Origin of the sequence: Endozoicomonas sp. ALE010 (genome assembly GCF_049310165.1) — a bacterium.
GTDB lineage: Bacteria > Pseudomonadota > Gammaproteobacteria > Pseudomonadales > Endozoicomonadaceae > Endozoicomonas.
Map to the genome: position 1 here is coordinate 40,981 of NZ_JBLYNV010000021.1, position 25,680 is coordinate 66,660.

A 25,680-nucleotide genomic window follows, 5' to 3' on the forward strand; every position below is an offset into this window, starting at 1 on the left:
AAAAATAGACTACTCTACGACATTAGCAGGCAGCAGTTTTTACTGACCTTTTTCTCTTCCTTTTTCTCTTTTTGGGCTTTTTGGTTTGCTCTTCTAAATATTCTTCAGCGGTAAAATAACAGTCATCTGACAATTGCCCTCCATCATCGGCAGTAAAATATTCCTCGTCTGCCGTCCATTCGCCGCTGTTAAGTGGCACAGAGCCATGAGCTTCTGGCAGGATGGCTAACTTTGCCTTTACTTGCTCAATAACTATGTTCATTGACTCTTGGTTATCAATCTTGTTCACCGGGATTTCAATAACCTCAAATCCTAATTTTTGCAGCAGGGCGATTTTCAACAAAGTCGAACCATTCCTGGTTTTGAAATCACCACTCACGTAATGAGAAGGTCCCTGAACGGCAATAACCGTGTTGTAATCTGGCAGCAGCAGGTCAACCGGAGGTAATGAGTTCAGACTCTTTTCTTCTTCTATCGTCAAAGACGGAAGACTTGATTGGAGTTGATCGCAGAAAGCGGATTGTGCTTCGGAAATGACTGTCCGGTAATGGGGGACCACCGGGCATGCTCTGCCAAGCCAACTTGCGGCCATGGCAATAACGGTTTGAACCTCTGTATTGTTCGGGGATGTATTTCCCAGGCGAGAAAATAGTTCACCTATGTGCTTTTCAAGCGGGTTTTTATTATTCCTGCCTGAGTCCAGATAAACTCTGGCGCAGAATACCATGACTCCCCAGAGAGACATCGATATATTTTGCTCAGAGAGTTGAGGGTTTTTACTGATTCGGCCAACAAGAAAATCGAACGTAGATTTAATCAGGTCCGGCTCAATGGCCTCACCCAGTTTCGCCAGGGTCCACAGCAGATTGATGGTACCTTGAGTATTGAATTGACTTCTCTCTTCTTTTGCTTCGGCTTTGGTTTTCACATGGTACAACAGCGTGGCCAGGGCCTCTTTGAGCTTTGCTGTCTTCTCCAGCTCGAGCCCGTTGCCCACCAGTTTCGTCACGGCCCACAGCAGGTTGGCGACTTCCTGTGGCTTGAAGTGGTCTTTCTCTTCTTTTGATTCGGCTTTGGTTGTCACATAGGGCAGCAGCGCGACGACGGTTTCTTTGAGCTTTGGTGTTTTCTCAAGTTCCAGCCCGTTGTCCACCAGTTTCGCCACGGCCCACAGCAGGTTGGCGATATGCTGAGGAATAAAGTGGCCTTTCTCTTCTTTTGATTCGGCTTTGCTTTTCACATGAGGCAGCAGAGTGGTCACAGTCTCTTTGAGCTTCGGTGTCTTCTCCAGCTCCAGCCCGTTGTCCACCAATTTCGCCACGGCCCACAGCAGGTTCACGATAGCTTGAGCGTTCAAGCGGCCTTTCTCTTCTTTTGATTCGGCTTTGCTTTTCACATGGGGCAACAGTGCGGCCACGGCCTCTTTCAGCTTCGGTGTCTTCTCCAGCTCCAGCCCGTTATCAACGAGTTTCGCTACCGCCCACAGCACGTTGGCGACTCCCTGTGGCTTGAAGCCGTCTTTCTCTTCTTTTGCTTCGGCTTTGCTTTTCACATAGGGCAACAGCGCGGCCACGGCCTCTTTCAGCGTCGGTGTCTCCTCCAGCTCCAGCCCGTTGTCAACGAGTTTCGCTACCGCCCACAGCAGGTTGGCGACTCCCTGTGGCTTGAAGTGGTCTTTCTCTTCTTTTGATTCGGCTTTGGTTTTCACATAGGGCAACAGCGCGGCCAGAGCCTCTTTGAGCTGCGCTGTCTTATTCAACTCCAACCCGTAATCCACCAGTTTCGCCAAGGCCCACAGCAGGTTGGCGATACCCTGAGTGTTGAATTGGCCTTTCTCTTCTTTTGATTCGGCTTTGGTTTTAACATGGGGTAACACCGCAACCACGGCTTCTTTCAGCTTCGGTGTTTTCTCAAGCTCCAGACCATTGTCCACCAGTTTCGTCACCGCCCACAGTAGATTGGTGAATTCCTGTGGATTGAAGAGGTCTTTCTCTTGTTTTGATTTGGCTTTGGTTATCACTTGGTACAACAGCGCGGCCACAGCCTCTTTGAGCTTCGGTGTTTTCTCCAGTTTCAGCCCGTTGTCCACCAGTTTCGCCAAGGCCCACAGCAGGTTGGCGGTACCCTGAGTGTTGAAGTGCTCCTTCTTTGAATCGGCTTTGGTTGTCACATGAGGCAACAGCGCGACCACGGTCTCTTTGAGCTTCGGTGTTTGCTCCAGATTCAGCCCGTTGCCCACCAGCTTCGCCAAAGCCCACAACAGGATGGCGATATGCTGAGGAATAAAGTGATCTTTTTCTTCTTTTGATTCGGCTTTGGTTTGCACATGTGGCAACAGCGCGACCACGGCTTTTTCGAGCTTCGCTGTCTTGTGCAGATCCAGCCCATTGTCCACCAGTTTTACCAAGGCCCACAGCAGGTTGGCGGCACCTTGTGCATCAATATCCCTGGTTTCAGGTTTTTGGTTGCACTTATGTATTACTGCATCAAGTAAACTTGACAGTAAAGCGGCTTGAGTTTCCCTATCCCCCTTATTCATGTATTTATGAGGGGTCAAAACACCCGCTGAAGTAAATGAATGAAACGTTGTTGTCAGGCTTCGCCAGGTCCACCCGGGTATCACTTTAAAATCGTGCAACAATGGTATCAGTTGGCGTTGTTCACTATGATTTAATGGTCGTTTTCCCCCTGATGTGTACTGTTTGATTGAACAGGCAAATTGACCATGATTTCTACCATCATATAGGTCACCATAACGAGCAGATATCTCCGCCAGCCAATCCATTTTTTCTGGTGTGATGAGGGCATTAAAACCGTGAACAGGTTTTATTGAATGCCCTGGTGGATGGTTAGCAGAACAGGCGTCAGAAGCAGGATGACATTCATTATGCTTCTGGGTATAGCGAAGTGACGCATTCACCTGCCTGACTGTGCCATATCTGTATTGCCCGCTCCCTGAAGCACCGGCATTATCATCTGGTCGTTTATAATCATTACCTGATGTTGTGTATTTCCAACTTATACCAGAACTACCTCTGTCCATAATTACATTTCATTAATTCATGGAAAATATAAAAATAGACTATTCTACGGCATCAGCAGGCAGCAGTTTTTACTGGCCTGTTTCTCTTCCTTTTTCTTTTTTTGGGCTTTTTGGTTTGCTCTTCTAAATATTCCTCGGCGGTAAAATAACAGTCATCTGAAAATTGCCCTCCATCATCGGCAGTAAAATATGCCTCATCTGCCACCCACTCGCCGCTGTTAAGTGACACAGAGCCATGAGCCTTTGGCAGGACGGCATACTTTGCCTTGATTTGCTCAATAACTATGTTCATTGAATCCTGGTTATCAAGCTTTTTCACCGGGATTTCAATAACCTCAAATCCTAATTTTTCAGCAGGGCGATTTTCAGCAACGTCGAGCCATTCCTGGTTTTGAAATCACCACTCACGTAATGAGAAGGTCCCTGAACATCAATAACCGTGTTGTAATCTGACAGCAGCAGGTCAACCGGAGGTAATGAGTTCAGACTCTTTTCTTCTTCTATCGTCAAAGACGGAAGGCTTGATTGGAGTTGATCACAGAAAGCGGATTGTGGTTCGGAAATGACTGTCCGGTAATAGGGGACCACCGGACATGCTCTGCCAAGCCAGCTTGCGGCCATGGCAATGACGGTTTGAACCTCTATATTGTCCGGGGATGTATTTCCCAGGCGAGAAAATAGTTCACCTATGTGCTTTTCCAGCGGGTTTTTATTATTCCTGCCTGAGTCCAGATAAACTCTGGCGCAGAATGCCATGACTCCCCAGAGAGACATCGATATATATTGCTGAGAGAGTTGAGGGTTTTTACTGATTCGGTCAACAAGAAAACCGAACGTAGAGTTAATCAGGTTCGGCTCAATGGCCTCACCCAGTTTCCCCAGGGTCCAAAGCAGACTGACGGTACCTTGAGTATTGAAGAGACTTCCTTCTTCTTTTGCTTCGGCTTTGGTTTTCACATGGTACAACAGCGTGGCCAGGGCCTCTTTGAGCTTTTCTGTCTTCTCCAGCTCAAGCCCGTTGTCCACCAGTTTCGCCAGGGCCCACAGCAGGTTGGCGACACCTTGTACATCAATATCCCAGGCTTCAGGTTTTTGGTTGCACGTATTTATTACTGCATCAAGTAAATTTGTCAGTAAAGCGGCTTGAGTTTCCCTATCCCCCTTATTCATATATTTATGAGGGATCAAAACACCCGCTGAAGTAAATGAATGAAGTGTTGTTGTCAGGCTTCGCCAGGTCCACCCGGGTGTCACTTTAAAATCGTGCAACAATGGTATCAGTTGGCGCTGTTCACTATGATTTAATGGTCGTTTTCCCCCGGATGTGTACCGTTTGATTGAACAGGCAAATTGACTGTGTGTTTTACCATCATAGTGATCACCATAATGAGCAGATATCCCCGCCAGCCAATCCATTTTTTCTGGTGTGATGAGAGTATTAAAACCATGAACAGGTTTTACTGAATATCCTGGTGGATGGTTAGCAGAGCAGGCGTCAGAAGCAGGATGACCTTCATTACGTTTCTGGATATAGGACAGTGGCACATTCACCTTTCTGACTGTGCCATGCCTGTATTGCCCACTCCCTGAAGCAGTGGCCTGAACGTCTGTTTTTTTGTAATCATTACCTGATGTTGTGTTTTTCCAACTTATACCAGAACCACCTCTGTCCATAATTATATTTCATTAATTCATGGAAAATATAAAAAGTAGACTATTCCAGGGCATCAGCAGGCAGCAGTTTTTACTGGCCTTTTTCTCTTCCTTTTTCTTTTTTTGGGCTTTTTGGTTTGCTCTTCTAAATATTCTTCGGCGGTAAAATAACAGTCATCTGAAAATTGCCCTCCATCATCGGCAGTAAAATATGCCTCATCTGCCACCCACTCGCCGCTATTACGTGACACAGAGCCATGGGCCTCTGGCGGGACGGCTAACTTTGCCTTGATTTGCTCAATAACTGTTTTCATTGAATCCTGGTTATCAATCTTGTTCACCGGGATTTCAATGACCTCAAATCCTAATTTTTGCAGCAGGGCGATTTTCAGCAACGTCGAGCCATTCCTGGTTTTGAAATCACCACTCACGTAATGAAAAGGTCCCTGAACGTCGATAACCACTTTGTAATCTGGCAGCAGCAGGTCAACCGGAGGTAATGAGTTCAGACTCTTTTCTTCTTCAATCTTCAACAACGGAAGGCTTGATTGGAGTTGATCGCGGAAAGTGGATTGCAATTCTGAAATGACTGTCTGGTAATGGGGTACCACCGGACACTCTCTGTCAAGCCAGCTTGCGGCCATGGCCATGACGGATTGAACCTGTATATTGCCCGGGGGTGTATTGACCAGGCAGGAAAATAGTTCACCTATGTGCTTTTCAAGCGAGTGTTTATCATTGCTGCCTGAGTCCAGATAAAACCTGGCACAAAATACCATGACTCCCCAGAGCGACATCGATATATTTTGCTGAGAGAGTTGACGGATTTTACTGATTCTGTCGACAAGAAAATCGAACATAGATTGAACCAGGTTCAGCTCAATGGCCTCACCCAGTTTCGCCATGGCCCACAGCAGGTTGATGGTACCTTGAGTGTTGAAGTCGTTTCTCTCTTCTTTTGATTCCGCTTTGGTTTTCACATGATACAACAGCACAGACACCACCTCTTTAAGATTCGCTGTCTTCTCCAGCACCAGCCCGTCGTCCAACAGTGTTGCCAAGGCCCACAGCAGGTTGATGCTGCCTTGATTGTTGAAGTGGTCTTTCTCTTTTTTTGATTCAGCTTTGGTTTTCACATGGGGCAACAGTGCGGCCAAGACCTCATTGAGCTTCGGTGTGTTCCTCAGCCCGTTGTCCACCAGTTTCGCCAGCGCCCACAGCAGGTTGGCGACTGCCTGTGACTTGAAGTGGTCTTTCTCTTCTTTTGATTCGGCTTTGATTTTCACCTGAGGCAGCAGTGCAACCAGGGCCTCTTTGAGCTTCGCTGTCTTCTTCAGCTCCAGTCCGTTGTCCACCAATTTCGCCATGGCCCACAGCAGGTTGGAGATATGTTGAGACATAAAGCGGTCTTTCTCTTTTTTTGATTCGGCTTTGATTTTCACATGGGCTAATAGCGCGGCCACGGCCTCTCTGAGTTTCGCTGTCTTCTTCAGCTCCAGCCCGTTGTCCACCAGTTTCGCCACGGCCCACAGCAGATTGACGATATGCTGAGGAATAAAGTGGTCTTTCTCTTCTTTTGATTCAGCTTTTTTTTTCACCTTGGGCAGCAGCGCGGCCACGGCCTCTTTGAGCTTTGGTGTCTTCTCCAGTTCCAGCCCGTTGTCTATCAGTTTCGCCAGGGCCCACAGCAGGTTGGAGATATGCTGAGCAATAAAGTGTTCCTTCTCTTCTTTTGCCTGGGCTTTGGCTTTCAAATGGGGCAACAATGCGGCCACAGCCTCTTTGACCTTCGGTGTCTTCTCCAGCTCCAGCCCATTGTCCACCAGTTTCGCCACGGCCCAATATAGATTGGCGACTTCCTGTATCTTGAAGTGGTCGTTCTCTTCTTTTGCTTCGGCGTTGGTTTTCACTTGGGGCAGCAGCGCAGCCAAGGCCTCTTTGAGCTTCGGTGTCTTCTCCAACTCCAGCCCGTTGTCCACCAATTTCGCCACGGCCCACAGCAGGTTGGCGATATGCTGGGCATTAAAGTGGTCTTTCTCTGCTTTTGATTCGGCTTTGGTTTTTACCTGGAGTAACAGCGCGGCCACGGCCTCTTTGAGCTGCGTTGTCTTCTTTAGCTCCAGTCCGTTGTCCACCAATTTCGCCATGGCCCACAGCAGGTTCGCGACTTCCTGTGGCTTGAAATGGTCTTTCTCTGCTTTTGATTCGGCTTTGGTTTTTACCTGGGGCAACAGCGCGGCCACCGCCTCTTTGAGCTTCGGTGTCTTCTCCAGCTCCAGCCCATTGCTCACCAGTTTCGCCAGGGCCCACAGCAGGTTGGCGGCACCTTGTGCATCAATATCCCTGGTTTCAGGTTTTTGGTTGCACTTAAGTATTACTGCATCAAGTAAATTTGACAGTAAAGCTGCTTGAGTTTCTCTATCCCCCTTATTCATGTATTTATGAGGGGTCAAAACACCCGCTGAAGAAAATGAATGAAGCGTTGTTGTCAGGCTTCGCCAGGTCCACCCGGGTGTCACTTTAAAATCGTGCAACAATGGTATCAGTTGGTGTTGTTCACTTTGATTTAATAATCGTTTTGCCCCTGATGTGTATTGTTTGATTGAACAGGCAAATTGACTGTGTGTTTTACCATCATAGTGATCACCATAACGAGCAGATATCCTCACCAGCCAATCCATTTTTTCTGGTGTGATGAGAGCATTAAAACCATGAACAGGTTTTATTGAATGTCCTGATGGATGGTTAGCAGAGCAGGCGTCAGAAGCAGGATGACATTCATTATGCTTCCGGAGATAGGGGCGTGGTACATTCACCTGCCTGACTTTGGCATACCTGTATTGCCCACTTCCTGAAGCACCGGCATGATCATCCGGTCGTTTATAATCATTACCTGATGTTGTGTATTTCCAACTTATACCAGCACCACCTCTGTCCATAATTATATTTCATTAATTCATTGAAAATATAAAAAATAGACTATTCCAGGGCATCAGCAGGCAGCAGTTTTTACTCGCTTTTTTCTCTTCCTTTTTCTTTTTTTGGGCTTTTTGGTTTGCTCTTCTAAATATTCTTCGGCGGTAAAATAACAGTCATCTGAAAATTGCCCTCCATCATCGGCAGTAAAATATGCCTCGTCTGCCACCCACTCGCCGCTGTTAAGAGACACAGAGCCGTGAGCCTTTGGCAGGACGGCTAACTTTGCCTTTATTTGCTCAATAACTGTTTTGATTGAATCCTGGTTATCAATCTTGTTCACCGGGATTTCAATGACCTCAAATCCCAATTTCTGCAGCAGGGCGATTTTCAGCAACGTCGAGCCATTCCTGGTTGTGAAATCACCACTCACGTAATGAACTGGTCCCTGAACGTCGATAACCACTTTGTAATCTGGCAGCAGCAGGTCAACCGGAGGTAATGTGTTCAGACTCTTTTCTTCTTCTATCGTCAGAGACGGAAGGCTTGATTGGAGTTGATCGCAGAAAGCGGATTGTGATTCGGAAATGACTGTCCGGTAATGGGGGACCACCGGACATGGTCTGCCAAGCCAACTTGCGGCCATGGCAATAACGGTTTGAACCTCTATATTGTCCGGGGATGTATTTCCCAGGCGAGAAAATAGTTCACCAATGTGCTTTTCAAGCGGGTTTTTATTATTCCTGCCTGAGTCCAGATAAACTCTGGCACAGAATACCATGACTCCCCAGAGAGACATCGATAGATATTGCTGAGAAAGTTGCGTGTTTTTACTGATTCGGTCAACAAGAAAATCAAACGTAGATTTAATCAGGCTCGGCTCAATGGCCTCACCCAGTTTCGCCAGGGCCCACAGCAGATTGATGGTACCTTGAGTATTGAAGTGACTTCTCTCTTCTTTTGATTCAGCTTTGGTTTTCACATTGTACAACAGCGTGACCAGAGCCTCTTTGAGCTTTGCTGTCTTCTCCAGCTCGAGCCCGCTGCCCACCAGTTTCGCCAAGGCCCACAGCAGGTTGGCGACTTCCTGTGGCTTGAAGTGGTCTTTCTCTTTTTTTGATTCGGCTTTGGTTTTCACATGGGGCAACAGCGCGGTCACGGCCTCTTTGAGCTTCGGCATCTTGTCCAGCTTCAACCCATTGTCCACCAGTTTCGCCAAGGCCCACAGCAGGTTGGTGACTTCCTGCGGCTTGAAGTGGTCTTTCTCTTCTTTTGAGTCGGCTTTGGTTTTCACATGGGGCAACAGCGCGGCCACGGCCTCTTTCAGCTTCGCTGTCTTTTTCAGCTCCAACCCGTTTTCCACCAGTTTCGCCAAGGCCCACAGCACGTTCGCGGCTTCCTGTGGCATAAAGTGGTCTTTCTCTTCTTTTGAGTCGGCTTTGGTTTTCACATGGGGCAACAGCGCGGCCACGGCCTCTTTCAGCTTCGCTGTCTTCTCCAGCCCGTTGTCCACCAGTTTCGCCACAGCCCACAGCAGGTTCGCGACTTCCTGTGGCTTTAAGTGGTCTTTCTCTTTTTTTGATTCGGCTTTGGTTTTCACATGGGGCAATAGCGCGTGCACAGCCTCTTTGAGCTTCAGTGTCTTCTCCAGCTCCAGTCCGTTGTCCACCAGTTTTGCCACGGCCCACAGCAGGTTGGTGACTTCCTGTGGATTGAAGTGGCCTTGCTCTTCTTTTGATTCGGCTTTGGTTTTCACATGGTGCAACAGCGCGGCCACGACCTCTTTGAGCTTCGATGTCTTCTCCAGCCCGTTGTCCACCAGTTTCGCCAGGGCCCACAGCAGGTTGGCGATATGCTGAGGAATAAAGTGGTCTTTCTCATCTTTTGATTCGGCTTTGGTTTTCACATGGCACAAAAGTGCGGCCACGGCCTCTTTGAGCATCGGTGTCTTATCCAGCTCCAACCCGTTGTCCACCAGTTTCGCCACGGCCCACAGCAGGTTGGCGACTTCTTGTGGCTTGAAGTGGTCTTTCTCTTCTTTTGATTCGGCTTTGGTTTTCACATGGCACAAAAGTGCGGCCACAGCCTCTTTGAGCATCGGTGTCTTATCCAGTTCCAACCCGTTGCCCACCAGTTTCGCCACGGCCCACTGCAGGTTGGTGACACCTTGAGTGTTGAAATGCTCTTTCTTTGATTCGGCTTTGGTTTTCACATGGGGCAACATCGCGGCCACAGCCTCTTCGAGCTTTGGTGTCTTATCCAGCTCCAACCCGTTGTCCACCAGTTTTGCCACGGCCCACAGCAGGTTGGTGACCTCCTGTGGATTGAAGTGGTCTACTTTTGATTCGGCTTTGGATTGCACAAGGGGCAACAGCGCGGCCACGGCCCCTTTGAGCTTCGGTGTCTTCTCCAGCTCCAGCCCATTGTTCACCAGTTTCGCCAGGGCCCACAGCAGGTTGGCGGCACCTTGTGCATCAATATCTCTGGTTTCAGGTTTTTGGTTGCACTTATGTATTACTGCATCAAGTAAATTTGACAGTAAAGCGGCTTGAGTTTCTCTATCCCCCTTATTCATGTATTTATGAGGGGTCAAAACACCCGCTGAAGTAAATGAATGAAGCGTTGTTGTCAGGCTTCGCCAGGTCCACCCGGGTGTTACTTTAAAATCGTGCAACAATGGTATCAGTTGGCGTTGTTCACTATGATTTAATGGTCGTTTTGCCTTTGATGTGTATTGTTTGATTAAAGTGGCAAATTGACTGTGTGTTTTACCATCATAGTGATCACCAGAACGAGCAGATATTCTCACCAGCCAATCCATTTTTTCTGGTGTGATGAGAGCATTAAAACCATGAACAGGTTTTATTGAATGTCCTGGTGGATGGGTTCCTGGTGGATGGTTAGCAGAGCAGGCGTCAGAAGCAGGATGACATTCATTATGCTTCCGGAGATAGGGGCGTGGCACATTCACCTGACCGACTGTGGCATACCTGTATTGCCCACTCCCTGAAGCACCGGCATGATCATCCGGTCGTTTATAATCATTACCTGAAGTTGTGTATTTCCAACTTATACCAGCACCGCCTCTGTCCATAATTATATTTCATTAATTCATGGAAAATATAAAAAGTAGACTATTTTAGGGCATCAGCAGGCAGCAGTTTTTACTGTTTTTTTTCTCTTCCTTTTTCTTTTTTTGGGCTTTTTGGTTTGCTCTTCTAAATATTCTTCGGCGGTAAAATAACAGTCATCTGAAAATTGCCCTCCATCATCGGCAGTAAAATATGCCTCGTCTGCCACCCACTCGCCGCTGTTAAGTGACACAGAGCCATGAGCCTTTGGCAGGACGGCTAACCTTGCCTTTATTTGCTCAATAACTATTTTCATTGAATCCTGTTTCCAAAGCTTGTTCGACGGGATTTCAATGACTTCAAATCCTGATTTTTGCAGCAGGGCGATTTTCAGCAACGTTGAACCATTCCTGGTTTTGTAATCAGCACTCACGTAATGAGAAGGTCCCTGAATGTCGATCACCGTATTGTAATCTGGCAGTTGCAGGTCAACCGGAGGTAATGAGTTCAGACTCTTTTCTTCCTCAATCTTCAAAGACGGAAGGCTTGATTGGAGTTGATCGCGGAAAGTGGATTGTGATTCTGAAATGGATATCTGGTAATGGGGGACCACCGGACACGCTTTTCCAAGCCAACTTGCGGCCATGGCAGTGACGGTTTGAACCTCTATAATGCCCGGACATGTATTTTCCAGGCGAGAAAAAAGTTCACCTATGTGCTTTTCAAGTGGGTTTTTATCATTGCTACCTGAGTCCAGATAAAATCTGGCACAGAATACCATGACTCCCCAAAGAGACATCGATATCTCTTGCTCAGAGAGTTGAGGTTTTTTACTGATTCTGTCGACAAGAGAATTGAACGTAGATTGAACCAGACTCAGCTCAATGGCCTCACCCAGTTTCGCCACAGCCCACAGCAGGTTGGTGATATGCTGAGGAGTAAAGCGGTCTCTCTCTTCTTTTGATTCGGCTTTGGTTGTCACCTGGTACAACAACGGAGCCAGGACCTCTTTGAACTTCGTGGTCTTCTCCAGCTGCAGCCCGTTGTCCACCAGTGTCGCCACGGCCCAAAGCAGGTTGGCGGCAGCTTGAGTGTTGAAGTAGTCTTTCTCTTCTTTTGATTCAGCTTTGGTTTTCACATGGGGCAATAGCGCGACCACGGCCTCTTTGAGCTTCGGCATCTTGTCCAGCTTCAACCCGTTGTCCACCAGTTTCGCCAAGGCCCACAGCAGGTTGGCGACTTCCTGCAGCTTGAAGTGGTCTTTCTCTTCTTTTGATTCGGCTTTGGTTTTCACATGGGGCAACAGCGCGGCCACGGCCTCTTTAAGCTTCGCGGTCTTTTTCAGCTCCAGCCCGTTTTCCACCAGTTTCGCCAAGGCCCACAGCAAGTTCGCAGCTTCCTGTGGCATAAAGTGGTCTTTCTCTTCTTTTGATTCGGCTTTGGTTTTCACATGGGGTAATAGCACGGCCACGGCCTCTCTGAGCTTCACTGTCTTCTCCAGCTTCAGACCGTTGTCCACCAGTTTCGCCACCGACCACAGCAGGTTGGAGATATGCTGAGGAATAAAATGGTTTTTCTCTTCTTTTGATTCGGCTTTGGTTTTCACATGGTTCAGCAGCGCGGGCACGGATTCTTTGAGCATCGCTGTCTTCTCCAGCTCCAGCCCGTTGCTCACCAGTTTCGCCAAGGCCCAAATCAGGTTGGTGATTTGCTGAGGAGTAAAGTGGTCTTTTTCTTCTTTTGATTCGGCTTTGGTTTTCCCCCAGAGCAGCAGCGCGACGATGGCTTCTTTGAGCTCCGGTGTTTTCTCAAGTTCCAGCCCGTTGTCCACCAGTTTCCCCAGGGCCCACAGCAGGTTGGCGATATGCTGAGGAGTAAATTGGTCTTTCCCTTCTTTTGATTCGGCTTTGGTTTTCACAGGTGGCAACAGCACGGTCACGGTCTCTTTGAGCTTCGGCGTCTTCTCCAGCTTCAGCCCATTGTCCACCAGTTTCGCCACGGCCCACAGTAGATTGGTGACTTCCTGTGGCTTGAAGTAGTCTTTCTCTTTTTTTGATTCGGCTTTGGTTTTCACATGGGGCAACAGCGCGGTCATGGCCTCTTTCAGCTTCGGCATCTTCTCCGGCTTAAGCCCATTGCCCACCAGTTTCGCCACCGCCCACAGCAGGTTGGTGACTTCCTGTGGATTGAAGTGGCCTACTTTTGATTCGGCTTTGGTTTGTACATGGGGCAACAGCGCGGCCACGGCCTCTTTCAGCTTCGGCGTCTTCTCCAGCACCAGCCCATTGTCCACCAGTTTTGCCACGGCCCACAGCAGGTTGGCGATACCTTGTGCATCAATATCCCTGGTTTCAGGTTTTTGGTTGCACTTAAGTATTAATGCATCAAGTAAAGTTGACAGTAAAGCGGCTTGAGTTTCCCCATACCCCTCATTCATGTATTTATGAGGGGTAAAAACAAAAACACCCGCTGAAGTAAATGAATGCAGCGTTGTTGTCAGACTTCGCCAGGACCACCAGGGTGTCACTTTAAAAGCATGCAACAATGGTATCAGTTGGCGTTGTTCACTATGATTTAATAGTCGTTTTGCCCCTGATGTGTACCGTTTGATTGAACAGGCAAATTGACCATGATTTCTACCATCATCGCGGTCACCATAACGAGCAGATATCCTCGCCAGCCAATCCATTTTTTCTGGTGTGATGAGAGCATTAAAACCATGAACAGGTTTTATTGAATGCCCTGGTGGATGGTTAGCAGAGCAGGCATCAGAAGCAGGATAAAATTCATTACGCTTCCGGGTATAGCGTAGTGGCATATGCACCTTCCTGACTGTGCCATGCCTGTATCGCGCACTCCCTGAAGCACCGACATGATCCTCCGGTTGTTTATAATCATTACCGGATGTCGTGTATTTCTGACTTATGCCAGCACCAGCTCTATCCATATTTATATTTCATTCGTTCATGGAAAATATAAAAAGTAGACTGCTGTCTTGTTTATAGTTCATCTTGCCTGAGTGTCTATAAACTCTGGTTTAATTAATGCTTATGTAAATAAGTTTTACCGGCTTTTCTTCTCTTCCTTTTTCTTTTTGGTTTATCTGTTTGCTCTTCCAAATACTCTTCGGCAGTAAAATATGCCTCGTCTGCCGACTCCTCTTCCCTGTTAAATGACACAGAGCCATGAGCCTCTGGCGGGACGGCTAACTTTGTCTTTACTTGCTCAATCACTGTTTTTATTGACTTCTGGTTCACAAGCTTGTTCACCGGGATTTCAATGACCTCAAATCCTGATTTCTGCAGCAGGGCAATTTTCAACAACGTCGAACCATTTCTGGTTTTGAAATCACCACTCACGTAATGAGAAGGTCCCTGAATGTCGATAACCATGTTGTAATCTGGCAGTAGCAGGTCAACCGGAGGTAATGAGTTCAAACTCTTTTCTTCTTCAATCTTCAAAGACGGAAGGCTTGATTGCAGTCGATCGCGAAAGGTGGATTGAAATTGTGAAATACTTGTCTGGTAATGGGGGACGACCGGACACGCTCTTCCAAGCCAGCTGGTAGCCATGCCAACGATGGATTCATCCTCTGTATCTATTGGGAATGTATTTTCCAGGCGAGATAACAGGTCACCTATGTGCTTTTCAAGTGAGCTTTTATTGCCATCATAAAGATAAAACCTGGCACAAAATACCATGACTCCCCAGAGAGACATCAATATACCTTGTTGAGAGAACTGAGGGCTTTCACTGATTCGGTCGACAAGAGAATCGAACGTAGATTTAACCAGGTTCAGCTCAATGGCCTCACCCAGTTTTGCCACGGACCACAGCAGGTTGGCGATATGCTGAGGATTAAACTGGTCTTTCTCTTCTTTTGATTCGGCTTTGGTTTTCACATGGGGCAACAGCGCGACCACGGCCTCTTTGAGCTTCGGTGTTATCTCCAGCTCCAGCCCATTGTCCATCAGTGTCGCCAGGGCCCACAGCAGGTTGGTGACTTCCTGTGGCATGAAGAGGTCTTTCTGTTTTGTTGATTCGGCCTGGGTTGTCACATGGGGCAACAACGCGGCCACGGCCTCTTTGAGCTTCGGTGTTTTCTCCAGCTCCAGCCCGTTGTCCACCAGTTTCACCACAGCCCACAGCAGGATGACGGTAGTTTGAGTGTTGAAGCGGTCTTTCTCTTGTTTTAATTCGGCTTTGTTTTTCACATGGGGCAACAGCGAGGCCACGGCCCCTTTGAGCTTCGCTGTCTTCTCCAGCTCCAGCCCATTCTCCACCAGTTTCGCCATGGCCCATAGCAGGTTGGCGACATGCTGGGCATTAAAGTGGTCTTTCTCTTCTTTTGATTCGGCTTTGGTTTTCACATGGGACATCAGCGCGGCCAAGGCCTCTTCGATTTTCGGTGTCTTCTCCAGCTCCAGTCCATTTTCCACCAGTTTCGCCACGGCCCATAACAGGTTGGCAATATGCTGTGGAATAAAGTGGTCTTTCTCTTTTGATTTGGCTTTGCTTTTCACATGGGACAACAGCGCGGCCACGGCCTCTTTGAGTTTCGGTGTCTTCTCCAGCTCCAGTCCATGCTCCACCAGTTTCGCCACGGCCCATAACAGGTTGGCAATATGCTGAGGAATAAAGTGGTCTTTCTGCTCTTTTGATTCGGCTTTGGTTTGCACAAGGGGCAACAGCGCAGCCACGACCTCTCTGAGCCTCGGTGTCTTCTCCAGCTCCAGCCCATTGCCCACCAGTTTCGCCAAGGCCCACAGCAGGTTGGCGATATGTTGAGGAATAAAGTGGTTTTTCTTTTCTTTTGATTCGGCTTTGGTTTTCACATGGGGCAGCAGCGCGGCCAAGGCCTTTTTGAATATCGGTGTCTTCTCCAACTCCAGTCCGTTGTCCACCAGTTTCGCCACGGCCCACACCAGGTTGGTGACTTCCTGTGGCTTGAATTGGTCTTTCTCTTCTTTTGATTCGGCCTTGGTTTTCACATGGGGCAACATCGCCGCCACGGCTTCTTTGAGCTTCGGTGTCTGCGCAAGCTCAAGCCCGTTGTCCACCAGTTTCGCCAGGGCCCACAGCAGGTTGGCGGTACCTTGAGTGTTAAAGTGGTCTTTCTTTTCTTTTGATTCGGCTATGGTTTTCACATGGGGCAACAGCGCGACCACGGCCTCTTTGAGTTTCGCAGTCTTCTCCAGCTCCAGTCCGTTGCCCACCAGTTTCGCCATGGTCCACAGCAGGTTGCTGATACCTTGTGCATCAATATCACTGGCTGCGTTTTTTTGGTTGCATTTAAGTATTACTGTATCAAGTAAAGTTGACAATAAAGATACTTGAGCTTCCTTAACCCCTTCATCCATGTATTTATGAGGGGTAAAAACACCCGCTGTAGTCAATGAATGAAGCGTTGTCGTCAGGCCTCGCCAAGCCCACCCGGGTGTCGCTTTAAAATCGTGCAACAATGGTATCAATTGGCGTTGTTCACTAAGATTTAAAGGTCGTTTCAAAGCTGATGTGTATTGTTTAATTGAAGTGGCAAATTGACTGTGTTTTTTACCATCATAGTACTCACCGTAACGAGCAGATAACCTCACCAGCCAATCCATTTTTTCTCGTATAATGAGCGCATTTAATTCATGAACAGGTTTTACTGAGTGTCTTGGTGGACAGTGAGAAGAGCATACGTCAGAAGTATTATAAAATTCATTACGCCTCGGGATGTAGGGTAAAGCATGCCCCTGCCTGACTGTGCCATGCCGGTATCGCCCACTCCTTGAAAAACCGGGATGATCATCCGGTTGTTTATAATCATTACCTGATGTTGTGTCTTGCCAACTTATACCATCACCACCTCTATCCATGATTATTCCTGAATTCAAGCCGTAAAGAATATAAAAAGTAGACTACTGTTCTGTCCAAGGCTCATTATTCAGAAGGGTTGCCAGTTAGCGTATGATAAAACTGATAACAGATTTGATGACCGGTGATTCTCGGACAGCCTCCCAGGGCATCAACAGGCAGCAGTTTGAACGTATCAATGGAGCAGACAACCATGCCGGAGCTACCAGAAGTTGAAACCACCCGGCGAGGCATTAAGCCTCATATTGAAGGTCACACCATTCAGGAAGTCATCGTCCGTGAACCCAGACTCCGCTGGCCGGTGCCTGACAATATCAATCAAATCCTCAGTGGCAAGACGATCAGGCAGGTAAAGAGAAGGGCAAAGTATCTGCTGCTGGATACCGGGTCAGGCCACCTGATTCTGCACCTGGGGATGTCCGGCAGCCTGAGGGTGATAACAACCAATGCACCTGTGGAAAAACACGACCATATCGATATTCTGCTGACCGATGGCCAACGGTTAAGATACACAGATCCTCGCCGCTTCGGCGCTGTTCTCTGGTCTGCACGCCCTCTCCATGAACATAAGCTGCTCAAGCATTTGGGGCCTGAGCCGCTGGACAGTGAGTTCACGGCCCGGCGTCTATGGCAAATGTCCCGGGGCAGAAGCCAGTCTGCCAAGACGTTTATCATGGACAATAAAGTAGTGGTCGGTGTCGGTAATATTTATGCCAGTGAAGCGTTGTTCAAAGCCGGGATAAGGCCTGACCGGGCCTGTGGCAAAATCTCTCTGAACCGCTATGAACGGTTAGTCGATGCCATCAAAGAGACTCTGGCCAAAGCCATTGAACAAGGCGGCACCACCTTGCGTGATTTTGTCGGGGGAGATGGCAAACCCGGTTACTTTAAACAGGAGCTGGCGGTTTATGGCCGGGCAGGCCAGCCGTGCATAAAGTGCGGCAAAACCATTAAGGCAATAAAACTGGGGAACCGGAGCAGCTGTTATTGTGCTCATTGCCAGCGGTGATGAACGACAGTATTAGGTTAACGACTATTGCGTGCAAAAAAATCAGGAACTTGTCACGGGCTTAAATGGTCAGATTCTTCACTGTTTGCATATCATCTCAAACCAGTGAAAACAGGTCATTTCAAGTCGCTGCCAGGACGGGGTCATGGAAAATAGATGAATCTTACAATTAACGGCAAATATCATCCCCGGGGGAATCGGTATCAGGTAGACAAACCTTACGAAGGGTTTGGTAATGTCATCAAGCTGGACATATATTCTACGGGCTATGGCCGTAGAGCCTACTTTGCCAAAACTCAACGGGTTGTACAGGCTGTATCCTGCCAGCATCCCATCCTGGCTGACTCGTGCAGGTCAAGCAGTTGCCTGGTAGAAATGGATTTTTCCAGCCGCTATATAGTGGTTAACGATGAGTGGCGAACCCCTGACTTTCATTGGATTGTCAAAAAATTACAAGAGAAAAGGATATACGCCTTGACTCCAGTTCAACGTGAAGATTTTCATGCCGTAAAATCCATGCTTGAAAAAAGCTACTACACAGACAACGGTCAGTTAAGGGACAGTACATTTAAAGGGCATTTGTCTCCGGCAAACATGGCTGAAGCGGGCATCGGGTTGCACAAAGAAGGAGTCGAAGGAGTCGAAGGAGTCGTAAACTGTCACTATGGTTTGTCTGGATATCTCGCGAGTGACTATGAGCACCACTATATGTCAATTAAACGATGGCATGACTGCTGGTCTACACCAAAGGTCAGGCATCAAGAGTTGTATAATTGTCCGCCCTGCATAGAGAGAAAAAAATACCAATATCCAGTGTTGACCACTGAGTCTGGTGAAGATGTCACCGGAGCAACATTCCAAATGGTCATAGGGGGTGGTTTTGTCCCGCATCTAGACCCCGGTTGCACACAAGCAGTGCTGGTGACTGACAAAAATCATGAACTCCCTGTAATGGACAGCCAGGCCGCACAACGCGAAGTGTTTTTGATCATAATCGACACACTGAAGAAAGGGATCAGACACAGGGTTGAGAAAAATGATATTGGTATTTTGGACTTCGCCCAACAGGTTCAACAGGTGATATATCTTGAACACTTCAATGCCTTATTGGTGAAGCTTCAGCTGGAAACAGACCGATTCATAACGCTTTTAAACCAGTTTCAATTGCAGGTAGAAAATAAAGATGACAAAGATGAGATCAGAAAAAAAATAAAGGTAATTACTGAGGCATTAAAAGCGGATGTCATTAAAAAAGAAATAAGTGAATTTATTGATGTAATCACTAATTACGAGAAGGCAAACGCTTTTTCAACAATAATGAAACGACTGAAAGACCGAAAGCGTATGGCTGGAGCCGAAGATATGCCTGAGCTTGATAGGGTTGAGCAAGAGCTGGTTAAATTAAGCGAAAGTTATTCCGGGCAATTTTTTCTGGATAATTTTTTTGACAGTTCCGTCAAGACAGCAGACTTTGATGATTTTTTTGCCGATTTTCAGCACTATTTCTGGAACAGGTCAGACGACAATAAATTAATTGTTGATATAATGATTTCCCGTTCTGAACTTCTGGCAGCCATAAACCCGGTTCATGATAAAGTCGAAGAGCTGTTAACCACCTACCTGGAAACTTGCAATAGCCAGGATCCTTCTGTTTCAGACAACCCTGCTCAAACTTTGCAAAGCCCCCTGTTAGGTGAGTTTGTACCCTGTCGGCTAACCTCTGCATCCCTGGCTAATGATGAAACGTCTTATTTATGGCAAACAAGGAATACTTTTCGAATACCAAACTGCTGCGTAACCGGCTGGTTGACTGACACTGACCACGTACTTCACTGTCATTTACCATCCTGATTATCGGTTACTCTGCACAATGATAAGAACTGTGGGGCAGCTTTTTCTTCAAGACCTGATACTGTTTTTTTGTTAAAAAGATCATTTTCTGAACCCAGAGGTTAGCAATGAGCAACTATCAACGTAGCTCGGACAGTAAACTGGTCTATTCCACCGATGTTGGTCGAATCAAGGAAGAAGCCGCCCAACCGGAAGTGGTGGGCGATGGCAACGTGCGGGTCCGCCCGGAGAAAAAAGGGCGAGGCGGTAAACTGGTCACCGTCATCAGCGGGCTGCCACTGTCAGGTAATGAACTGAAAGCGTTTGCCAAGCAGTTAAAGAAACGCTGTGGCGGCGGGGGTGCGGTTAAAGAGGGTAATATTGAACTTCAGGGAGACCATGTTGATATCATGGTTGAACATTTGAAAAAAGCGGGTTTTGATGCCAAGAGATCCGGCGGGTAACAGACACCGGTCGGCTACAGAATAAGCCAGCCGGTGGTGGTAAAGGCTGAACGGAATCAAACGGTTTTCAGCCGGTCAGCATAAGCCTGCAGCTCTGTGCCCAGTTGCTTGATCAGTGGATCGTCATTATCCCTGGTCATCTCCAGGGCGGATATCTCAATAAAACTGGCCACTGACATGGTTGCTGCACGTGTTTGCTGACAGGCATCCAGAATGTTACGCACAATTCCCAGCGTTTTCGTTCTTTGTTCCTGCAGTTGACCGGTGAACAGCTGGTTGTACCATTTTGCCGAGGTGCCGCTTTCCAGCGATGCCATCGCCTGCACAAGCGCTTGCGGAATATCAGCGTTACTGATCCCGGTCTGAGCTGCATCGGGCTGCTCTATACAGGTCCGGACTTCAAGAAACAGTGCGATGATCTTACTGGCCTGGTCGTTGGTAAGAGACTTCTCCGTAATTACTTCCTGAATGTGTGTCCGGCACCCGGCAATAGCTTGCTTTGCCTGTGCGTTTACCAGCGAATGATCGGTGATTTTCTGTAGTTCGGTATCTATGTTGTTCAGTAGCGCTTCCTGCCGGTTATCTTTGCAAGCCAGTGTTTCCGTCAGTTGTCTGCTGAGCTGGGAGAGAATCGTCGAGTGTTCAGACTGGCTGTTTTCGTACTCGCTGTTGTTGTTTTCTGCCTGCTTCCGGATTAACCCTGTGGTCTTGTAATAATCCGAATACTTTGTAAGTACGGCGTCGTTTAACTGCTTATGCGTCTGGCTGGTTTCAGCCGGGCGATAACCATTGATTTCCGACGTCAGCTGTTCCGGTATTGTGGTTATCAGACAGTCAAAAGCAGCCGCTCCCGACATCAGGCACGCCAGCTTCTGTTCATCGCCAATCACTTTGAACGCCTCAATCATCTCTGCCTGGCGAGCCTGTTCATCGGCTTTCTGGCGGGCAAACATCTGCAACAGTGCCTGAGTCTCATGGGGTTTATTCACCACATTGAGTGTTTTTTTCAGGTGGGTTGGCGAGGTAAATATCGGACCATAGACATTGATAAACTGCTGATCAAACGCCTGATCTTCAGCATTTTCTCCAGACTGGCATAGCAGCTGTCCAACGTCTTTAAATTTATTCAGTACCGTTTTTTGTGTTAACGGTGTGGGGCCATCCAAAAGCAGCTTACGACACAACAGGTTTAACAAATGGTATCGACTGTTGCCCCGGTCAGGTGTCAGCTCTGTTAATAGCTGCCAGACTTCACCAGGCAACTTTTTATCGAAAGAAGCCAGTTTGCCAATGGCCTTGTCGATTTGAGTCAACGCCTCCAGGGAAAGCTCCGGCTCGTTAGTGGATGAAACACTGTCCAGCAGCGCAAGGGCATCCTGGCATGCTTTACAGGCCTTATCAGGGTTCATTGACAACCGTTCACTCTTCTGTCCGGCCGCTGACAGGAAGGGGCTGAGAGGAGCATAGTGCTGATATTCCGACGCCACGTAACGGATAACAGACTGGCTGGCTCTTTTGCTGGTTTCAAGGCCGTCAGTATCGAGTGTTATTGCCAGTGCTTTTAGCGGCTGTGATACCAGATCTTCCGCTGAATATGTCGGCTTCTGGCTTTGAGAATGTGGCAAGGGTGCAGCATGGGCAGGTTCAACCTTAATGGTGGATATCGGTTTAGCAGAGGTGCTGGCCATATTATGCAAAGAGGCTGTAACACCGGGGTTCTGCACTTGCTGCTTTAGCTCCGACGCTTCCCGTTCCAGGCGTTGACTTAACTGTTTCTGAAGTATCTGTGCCGGCTTTAAGGGTTTGGTATATCTGGTTAGCCGACTTTTGGCCTCTTTAAAAACACTCTCAACTTTTGCCAATTCATCCACCGCCGACGGCAGCAGTTGCTCAATGGGTTCTTCTTCTGATTTTTTCCGCGTTGATGCGAGCGCTTTTTCCAGATTTTTTATCTTTTCCAGTGGCGGCATTAATCCCCGAATCATGAACGCTGAGATTTCAGAAGAGTGCCGATATAAAAAACGATCATCCATCAACAGGCTCTGGATTCTCTGGTTGTAGCAGGTCATCAGCTCATGAGCCTTTTTGTAGAGTTCTGACAGTTTTTTCCTGAGTTCACTCTTATCACTGATTGCAGCCGCAGACAGTGCACTGATGTCAGACAAAAGCTTCTGCTCTATGGTTCTGGAATCCTGTTCCCACGGCTCAGCGGGATACTCTTGCAGCCCCCCGTTATCAGCAGGCTCTGCCACAACCTGCCCTTTAAGTTTGCGGTGATCGGTAATCTGCTCAGACGGAGCCTTACCCTCAGCATGGAATGGGCCATTAATAGTGACAAGCGCTTCACTACTTGAATCTTTTTGTATTTGCTCAGAATCCATGACCGTTGTCCTTTCCTTGCCTTCAGGCGTTTAACCTCTGTGTGCCAGAAAATGCCGTTTTCTGGCCTTTGTTATCATCTTTATTCTGTTTGCAGTGGTACGCTGCTTACCCGGAGCCACTCATGGCTAATTACTGATAATTACTCGGCAGCGTAGCTGGATGCTGGATAACGGCTCGTCGGAAAGGGACATCCTGTGTCAGACTGGATGCCTGCTTAAAGAGGTAGCAGGAGCCTGCTGGATGCAGCGCAACCTGTTTCTGCACGGAGTCGTGGGGTTTAAACGGGGAGTTTGCCTTGACGGCGGGTTTACTCGAAACCATCCGCCCATGAAGTGTCGGTCATGCGAGGATCGTCGATCCGCTGGCCGAAGCAATTGTATTGTTCTTCCCTGATACGCTTGAACACAAACGGCTCAAACAGCATCCGGTAAATTTTACTGGCGTTACCCCCGTTTTTGGTTTTACGGTGACAGCTTTCGATCAGCCGTTCCTGTTCCAATTTCTTTAAACCCGCACTGACTGTAGGCTGACTGGCCCCAACTATTTCTGACAGCACCCCCTGACTTGGCCAACATTCACCGTCTGAATTTGCAAAAGTCGCCAGTACAACCAGCAAAAATTTCTGTGTCGAATTGAGGTTGCCGAGTCCTTTGGTATTTATTTGCACACGAACCATTTTCATTACCCCGATTGTGTACGCAAACGAAATCATTGCTATACTGCCTCCTGAGCAGTAGCTCATTGCTATACAGGAAAACCCGACGAGGAGTTGCTGCTCCGTTTGAGTCGGGTTTTTTCTTGCGTGTCAGAAACATAGACAGCCATCGGGATAATGCAAGAATGTTTCGATATACCCTATCAAAACAGACTCATTTCAATATCGAAATCTCGATACAAACAAGATAAAGAACAGTATCAAAGAACAAGTTGCACAATGCGGCCTACGTGGGTGAACATAACACAGCTTTCAGGTACGGTTCTTTGCTTTGGCTTGCAAAGCAACTTTTTCCTCTTCAGACAAAAAAGCAATACTTAAACCGTTTTCCTGTGCCTGGCGGATATCATCCCGGGTCAGCCCGGCAGCAGGTGCCGCCACCTCATATTCATGGGGCAGTTCAATGCCCTCCACCGCCGGATCGTCCGTGTTGATAGTGGCCAAAATGCCATGATCGAGAAACTGCTTGAGTGGATGGCTCTGAATATCGGGGAAGGTATTGGTCTGGATATTGGAGGTCAGACAGGACTCAATACCGATCTTATGTTCTGCCAGATAATCCATCAGCTCAGGATCATAGATGGCTTTTACCCCATGACCTATGCGGGTAGCACCCAATTCCCTGATGGCCTGCCACATGCTTTCCGGGCCAGCGGCTTCTCCGGCATGAATGGTGATGTGCAGGCCAGCATCGCGAACCTGGCGGAAATGGTCAACAAACAGCGCTCCGGGTTTACCCAGCTCATCACCGGCAAGATCAATCGCAACCAGCTTGTCTTTGCTTGCAAGGCAGGCATCCAGCTCTTTCTGGCAGGCTTCCTGGCCAAAGGTACGGCTCAAAATACCGATCAGGTTGGTTGCCACACCGAAGTCACGGCTACCGGCAGTCACGCCGTCAATCACCGCTTCAACAACACCTTCGGGGTCAAGGCCGTGGGTCATCGCCATGTACCCCGGACTGAAGCGCAGCTCGGTATAATCAATGCGGGCGTTCATGGCATCTTCGACATTTTCATACGCTATCCGGCGGCAATCATCGTAGTCTGCAAGGACCTTAACGCCCCAGTCCAGCTTGCTTAAAAAACTGACCAGGTCCGGTTCCTGGCTGATGACCCGGACGTGGGGAATCAGGTCTTTCAGGTTGTCTGCCGGAAGCTGAAGATTATTCTTCCTGCCCAGATCCAGAATGGTTGCCGGTCGGATATTGCCATCCAGATGGCGGTGGATATCGGTCAGGGGGATTGCTGGTGTAATCATGGCGTTGTACTTATTTCCGGGATCAAAGGGTGAATAGACTAGGATACAGCATTTTTGTTTTAAAAAATCAGAACAAAGTTCTGCATTTTTTACAAAATCCGGAATACCTCCGATGTGTGCGAACAGTAGTCTTAACGCATCTTCATTACGACTAAAAATAGCCTTGGCCATTGCGGGTTTGTAAAAGTTTGAAGTGACTACCCTGGTTCAATTCCTGCCATGTCATTATTCTTTCTTTTTTAGAGGTAAGGAAAATCATGGGTTATGCCTGAATTCGTATCATAAATGCATTTATCACTGGGACTCAGGAACTTTTTGTTCGTTTTAAACTCTAAGGAATTATAAAATGCCATTTTATAACTTCAATATACCTATATGTAGTTTCCATCACCTGCTGCCCCAAAAAAACAGGCTGTTGGTACTTTTGTTATTTTGCTGTTAGCAAAAGACCTCAATCAAACTTACTCCGGCTCAAATCATTATGAACGTGGTTACTGAATTTTGTGCAATCTGCCAAGAAAATATCAAAGGAAGTCCAGGCACAAAGCTTTCTCGAACTTCAATGGCCTTTGTGCGAAGAGTTTGGAGAAAAAACACGATTGTTAAGCTGCAACCGTGCGGACATGAATTTCACCACCCATGTATAAGCAAATGGGTACAAAAGAAACCACTTTGCCCATTGGACAAAAGTTTGATAACGGACAGTACTCCCGCACTGTCCTGCATCGTAAATTTGCGAAATAAGCTGTTCAAATCAATAGAGATGAATCAAATTAATGATCTGAGGAAAGTTCTGTCAGCCGGGTATAAACCTGAACAGCCCTCGATACCGGATAGGCATGACCCTTTAGCCTTGTCGGCAAATTTGGAGCATTGGCAAATAGCAGCGGAGTTGCTCAGAGCGGGATGGACCACAAATGATAAAGTAGCGCTATTTCAACTGGGCCGTATGTACCATCACGGTCTTGGGGGGGAGAAAAATTACGCTGAAGCTCTCACCCTATACAGCAAGGCCGCCGTTCAGGGATTTGCCGGTGCGGAAAATTCTCTGGGCTGTATGCATACTCAAGGTCTCGGGGTGCAGCAGAACTACGCCGTGGCCCTGTCCTGGTTCCACAAGGCTGCTGCCCAAGGGTACGCTTACGCGCAATTTAATCTGGGCTGTATGTGCTTTGAGGGTCAGGGGGTAGAACAGAACAAAGCAGAAGCTCTGACTTGGTTCCGCAAGGCCGCCGATCAGGGAGTCGCTATGGCGCAATACAATCTGGGCCGTATGTTCCTGGATGGTCTGGGGGTAGCGCAGAATGACGCAGAAGCCAGGACCTGGCTTAGCAAGGCCGTCGACCAGGGACTCGACCTTGCGCAAAAAGCACTCGCCAAGATGGATGCAGCGAAAGGGTCTTAAGGGGTTCAGCAGAAACTACTCCGAGGCACTGGCCTGATACCGAAAAGCTACTGATCATGGCGTGTGAAAATATTTT

Annotated in this window: 14 protein-coding genes and 1 pseudogene; 5 read left to right on the forward strand and 10 right to left on the reverse strand. The window is 47.9% G+C overall.

Annotation, left to right across the window (positions count from 1 at the left end; all coding sequences use genetic code 11):
* Positions 1-22: 22 nt before the first annotated feature.
* From ACO6UY_RS10890 to ACO6UY_RS10920, 7 genes are all read right to left on the reverse strand, one after another.
* A complete protein-coding gene (locus ACO6UY_RS10890) occupies positions 23-3,043 on the reverse strand; it encodes a DUF1601 domain-containing protein (protein ID WP_422449594.1) in 3,021 nt (1,006 codons plus the stop codon).
* A 52-nt stretch (positions 3,044-3,095) separates the two neighbouring features.
* On the reverse strand, positions 3,096-3,335 hold the full coding sequence (locus tag ACO6UY_RS10895) for a hypothetical protein (RefSeq protein WP_422489921.1): 240 nt from the start codon (positions 3,333-3,335) through the stop codon (positions 3,096-3,098).
* A 50-nt stretch (positions 3,336-3,385) separates the two neighbouring features.
* Positions 3,386-4,717 (reverse strand): hypothetical protein, encoded by a 1,332-nt coding sequence (locus tag ACO6UY_RS10900; RefSeq protein WP_422489923.1) that lies wholly within the window; start codon positions 4,715-4,717, stop codon positions 3,386-3,388.
* Positions 4,718-4,770: 53 nt separating this feature from the next.
* Positions 4,771-7,635, reverse strand: a complete 2,865-nt coding sequence (locus ACO6UY_RS10905; RefSeq protein WP_422449592.1) for an RAP domain-containing protein — start codon at positions 7,633-7,635, stop codon at positions 4,771-4,773.
* Positions 7,636-7,688: 53 nt separating this feature from the next.
* Entirely contained in the window at positions 7,689-10,706 is a 3,018-nt protein-coding gene (locus tag ACO6UY_RS10910; protein WP_422449591.1) for a DUF1601 domain-containing protein, read from the reverse strand.
* A gap of 53 nt (positions 10,707-10,759) precedes the next feature.
* Entirely contained in the window at positions 10,760-13,630 is a 2,871-nt protein-coding gene (locus ACO6UY_RS10915) for a DUF1601 domain-containing protein (protein ID WP_422449590.1), read from the reverse strand.
* A gap of 94 nt (positions 13,631-13,724) precedes the next feature.
* Positions 13,725-16,544 carry a DUF1601 domain-containing protein gene (locus ACO6UY_RS10920; RefSeq protein ID WP_422449589.1) on the reverse strand — a complete coding sequence of 940 codons (2,820 nt, stop codon included), beginning with the start codon at positions 16,542-16,544 and terminating at the stop codon, positions 13,725-13,727.
* Positions 16,545-16,735: 191 nt separating this feature from the next.
* Here ACO6UY_RS10920 and mutM point away from each other — a divergent pair, with 191 nt between their 5' ends.
* The 3 genes from mutM (at position 16,736) to yciH (ending at position 19,845) form a co-directional block, all read left to right on the forward strand.
* Positions 16,736-17,551 (forward strand): bifunctional DNA-formamidopyrimidine glycosylase/DNA-(apurinic or apyrimidinic site) lyase, encoded by an 816-nt coding sequence (gene mutM / locus ACO6UY_RS10925; RefSeq protein WP_422450533.1) that lies wholly within the window; start codon positions 16,736-16,738, stop codon positions 17,549-17,551.
* A 156-nt stretch (positions 17,552-17,707) separates the two neighbouring features.
* Complete coding sequence (locus tag ACO6UY_RS10930) at positions 17,708-19,402, forward strand: hypothetical protein (RefSeq protein ID WP_422449588.1); 1,695 nt, start codon at positions 17,708-17,710, stop codon at positions 19,400-19,402.
* 107 nt (positions 19,403-19,509) lie between these two features.
* Positions 19,510-19,845 (forward strand): stress response translation initiation inhibitor YciH, encoded by a 336-nt coding sequence (yciH, locus tag ACO6UY_RS10935; protein ID WP_269672497.1) that lies wholly within the window; start codon positions 19,510-19,512, stop codon positions 19,843-19,845.
* A 56-nt stretch (positions 19,846-19,901) separates the two neighbouring features.
* On the opposite strand, the gene ACO6UY_RS10940 is transcribed toward yciH, so the two are convergent.
* The 3 genes from ACO6UY_RS10940 to add all read right to left on the reverse strand — a co-directional run bounded on the left by ACO6UY_RS10940 (position 19,902) and on the right by add (position 24,370).
* Positions 19,902-22,226, reverse strand: coding sequence for a hypothetical protein (locus ACO6UY_RS10940; protein WP_422489925.1), 2,325 nt, complete (start codon positions 22,224-22,226; stop codon positions 19,902-19,904).
* Positions 22,227-22,534: 308 nt separating this feature from the next.
* Positions 22,535-22,903 (reverse strand): helix-turn-helix domain-containing protein, encoded by a 369-nt coding sequence (locus ACO6UY_RS10945; RefSeq protein ID WP_422462305.1) that lies wholly within the window; start codon positions 22,901-22,903, stop codon positions 22,535-22,537.
* 291 nt (positions 22,904-23,194) lie between these two features.
* Positions 23,195-24,370 carry an adenosine deaminase gene (gene add, locus ACO6UY_RS10950; protein WP_422489927.1) on the reverse strand — a complete coding sequence of 392 codons (1,176 nt, stop codon included), beginning with the start codon at positions 24,368-24,370 and terminating at the stop codon, positions 23,195-23,197.
* 391 nt (positions 24,371-24,761) lie between these two features.
* Between add and ACO6UY_RS10955 the strand changes: the two are divergent.
* Positions 24,762-24,869 (forward strand): annotated as a pseudogene (locus ACO6UY_RS10955) (RING finger domain-containing protein); the annotation flags it as partial.
* 183 nt (positions 24,870-25,052) lie between these two features.
* On the forward strand, positions 25,053-25,604 hold the full coding sequence (locus ACO6UY_RS10960) for a tetratricopeptide repeat protein (RefSeq protein ID WP_422489935.1): 552 nt from the start codon (positions 25,053-25,055) through the stop codon (positions 25,602-25,604).
* Positions 25,605-25,680 lie beyond the last annotated feature (76 nt).

Coding starts and splice junctions, on each gene's coding strand:
- ACO6UY_RS10900 (WP_422489923.1), bottom strand. CDS start 4,717: ATGGACAGAGGTGGTTCTGGTATAAGTTGGAAAAACACAACATCAGGT.
- ACO6UY_RS10910 (WP_422449591.1), bottom strand. CDS start 10,706: ATGGACAGAGGCGGTGCTGGTATAAGTTGGAAATACACAACTTCAGGT.
- ACO6UY_RS10945 (WP_422462305.1), bottom strand. CDS start 22,903: ATGGTTCGTGTGCAAATAAATACCAAAGGACTCGGCAACCTCAATTCG.
- mutM (WP_422450533.1), top strand. CDS start 16,736: ATGCCGGAGCTACCAGAAGTTGAAACCACCCGGCGAGGCATTAAGCCT.
- ACO6UY_RS10895 (WP_422489921.1), bottom strand. CDS start 3,335: ATGAACATAGTTATTGAGCAAATCAAGGCAAAGTATGCCGTCCTGCCA.
- ACO6UY_RS10915 (WP_422449590.1), bottom strand. CDS start 13,630: ATGGATAGAGCTGGTGCTGGCATAAGTCAGAAATACACGACATCCGGT.
- ACO6UY_RS10890 (WP_422449594.1), bottom strand. CDS start 3,043: ATGGACAGAGGTAGTTCTGGTATAAGTTGGAAATACACAACATCAGGT.
- ACO6UY_RS10940 (WP_422489925.1), bottom strand. CDS start 22,226: ATGGATTCTGAGCAAATACAAAAAGATTCAAGTAGTGAAGCGCTTGTC.
- add (WP_422489927.1), bottom strand. CDS start 24,370: ATGGCCAAGGCTATTTTTAGTCGTAATGAAGATGCGTTAAGACTACTG.
- ACO6UY_RS10905 (WP_422449592.1), bottom strand. CDS start 7,635: ATGGACAGAGGTGGTGCTGGTATAAGTTGGAAATACACAACATCAGGT.
- ACO6UY_RS10920 (WP_422449589.1), bottom strand. CDS start 16,544: ATGGATAGAGGTGGTGATGGTATAAGTTGGCAAGACACAACATCAGGT.
- yciH (WP_269672497.1), top strand. CDS start 19,510: ATGAGCAACTATCAACGTAGCTCGGACAGTAAACTGGTCTATTCCACC.
- ACO6UY_RS10930 (WP_422449588.1), top strand. CDS start 17,708: ATGAATCTTACAATTAACGGCAAATATCATCCCCGGGGGAATCGGTAT.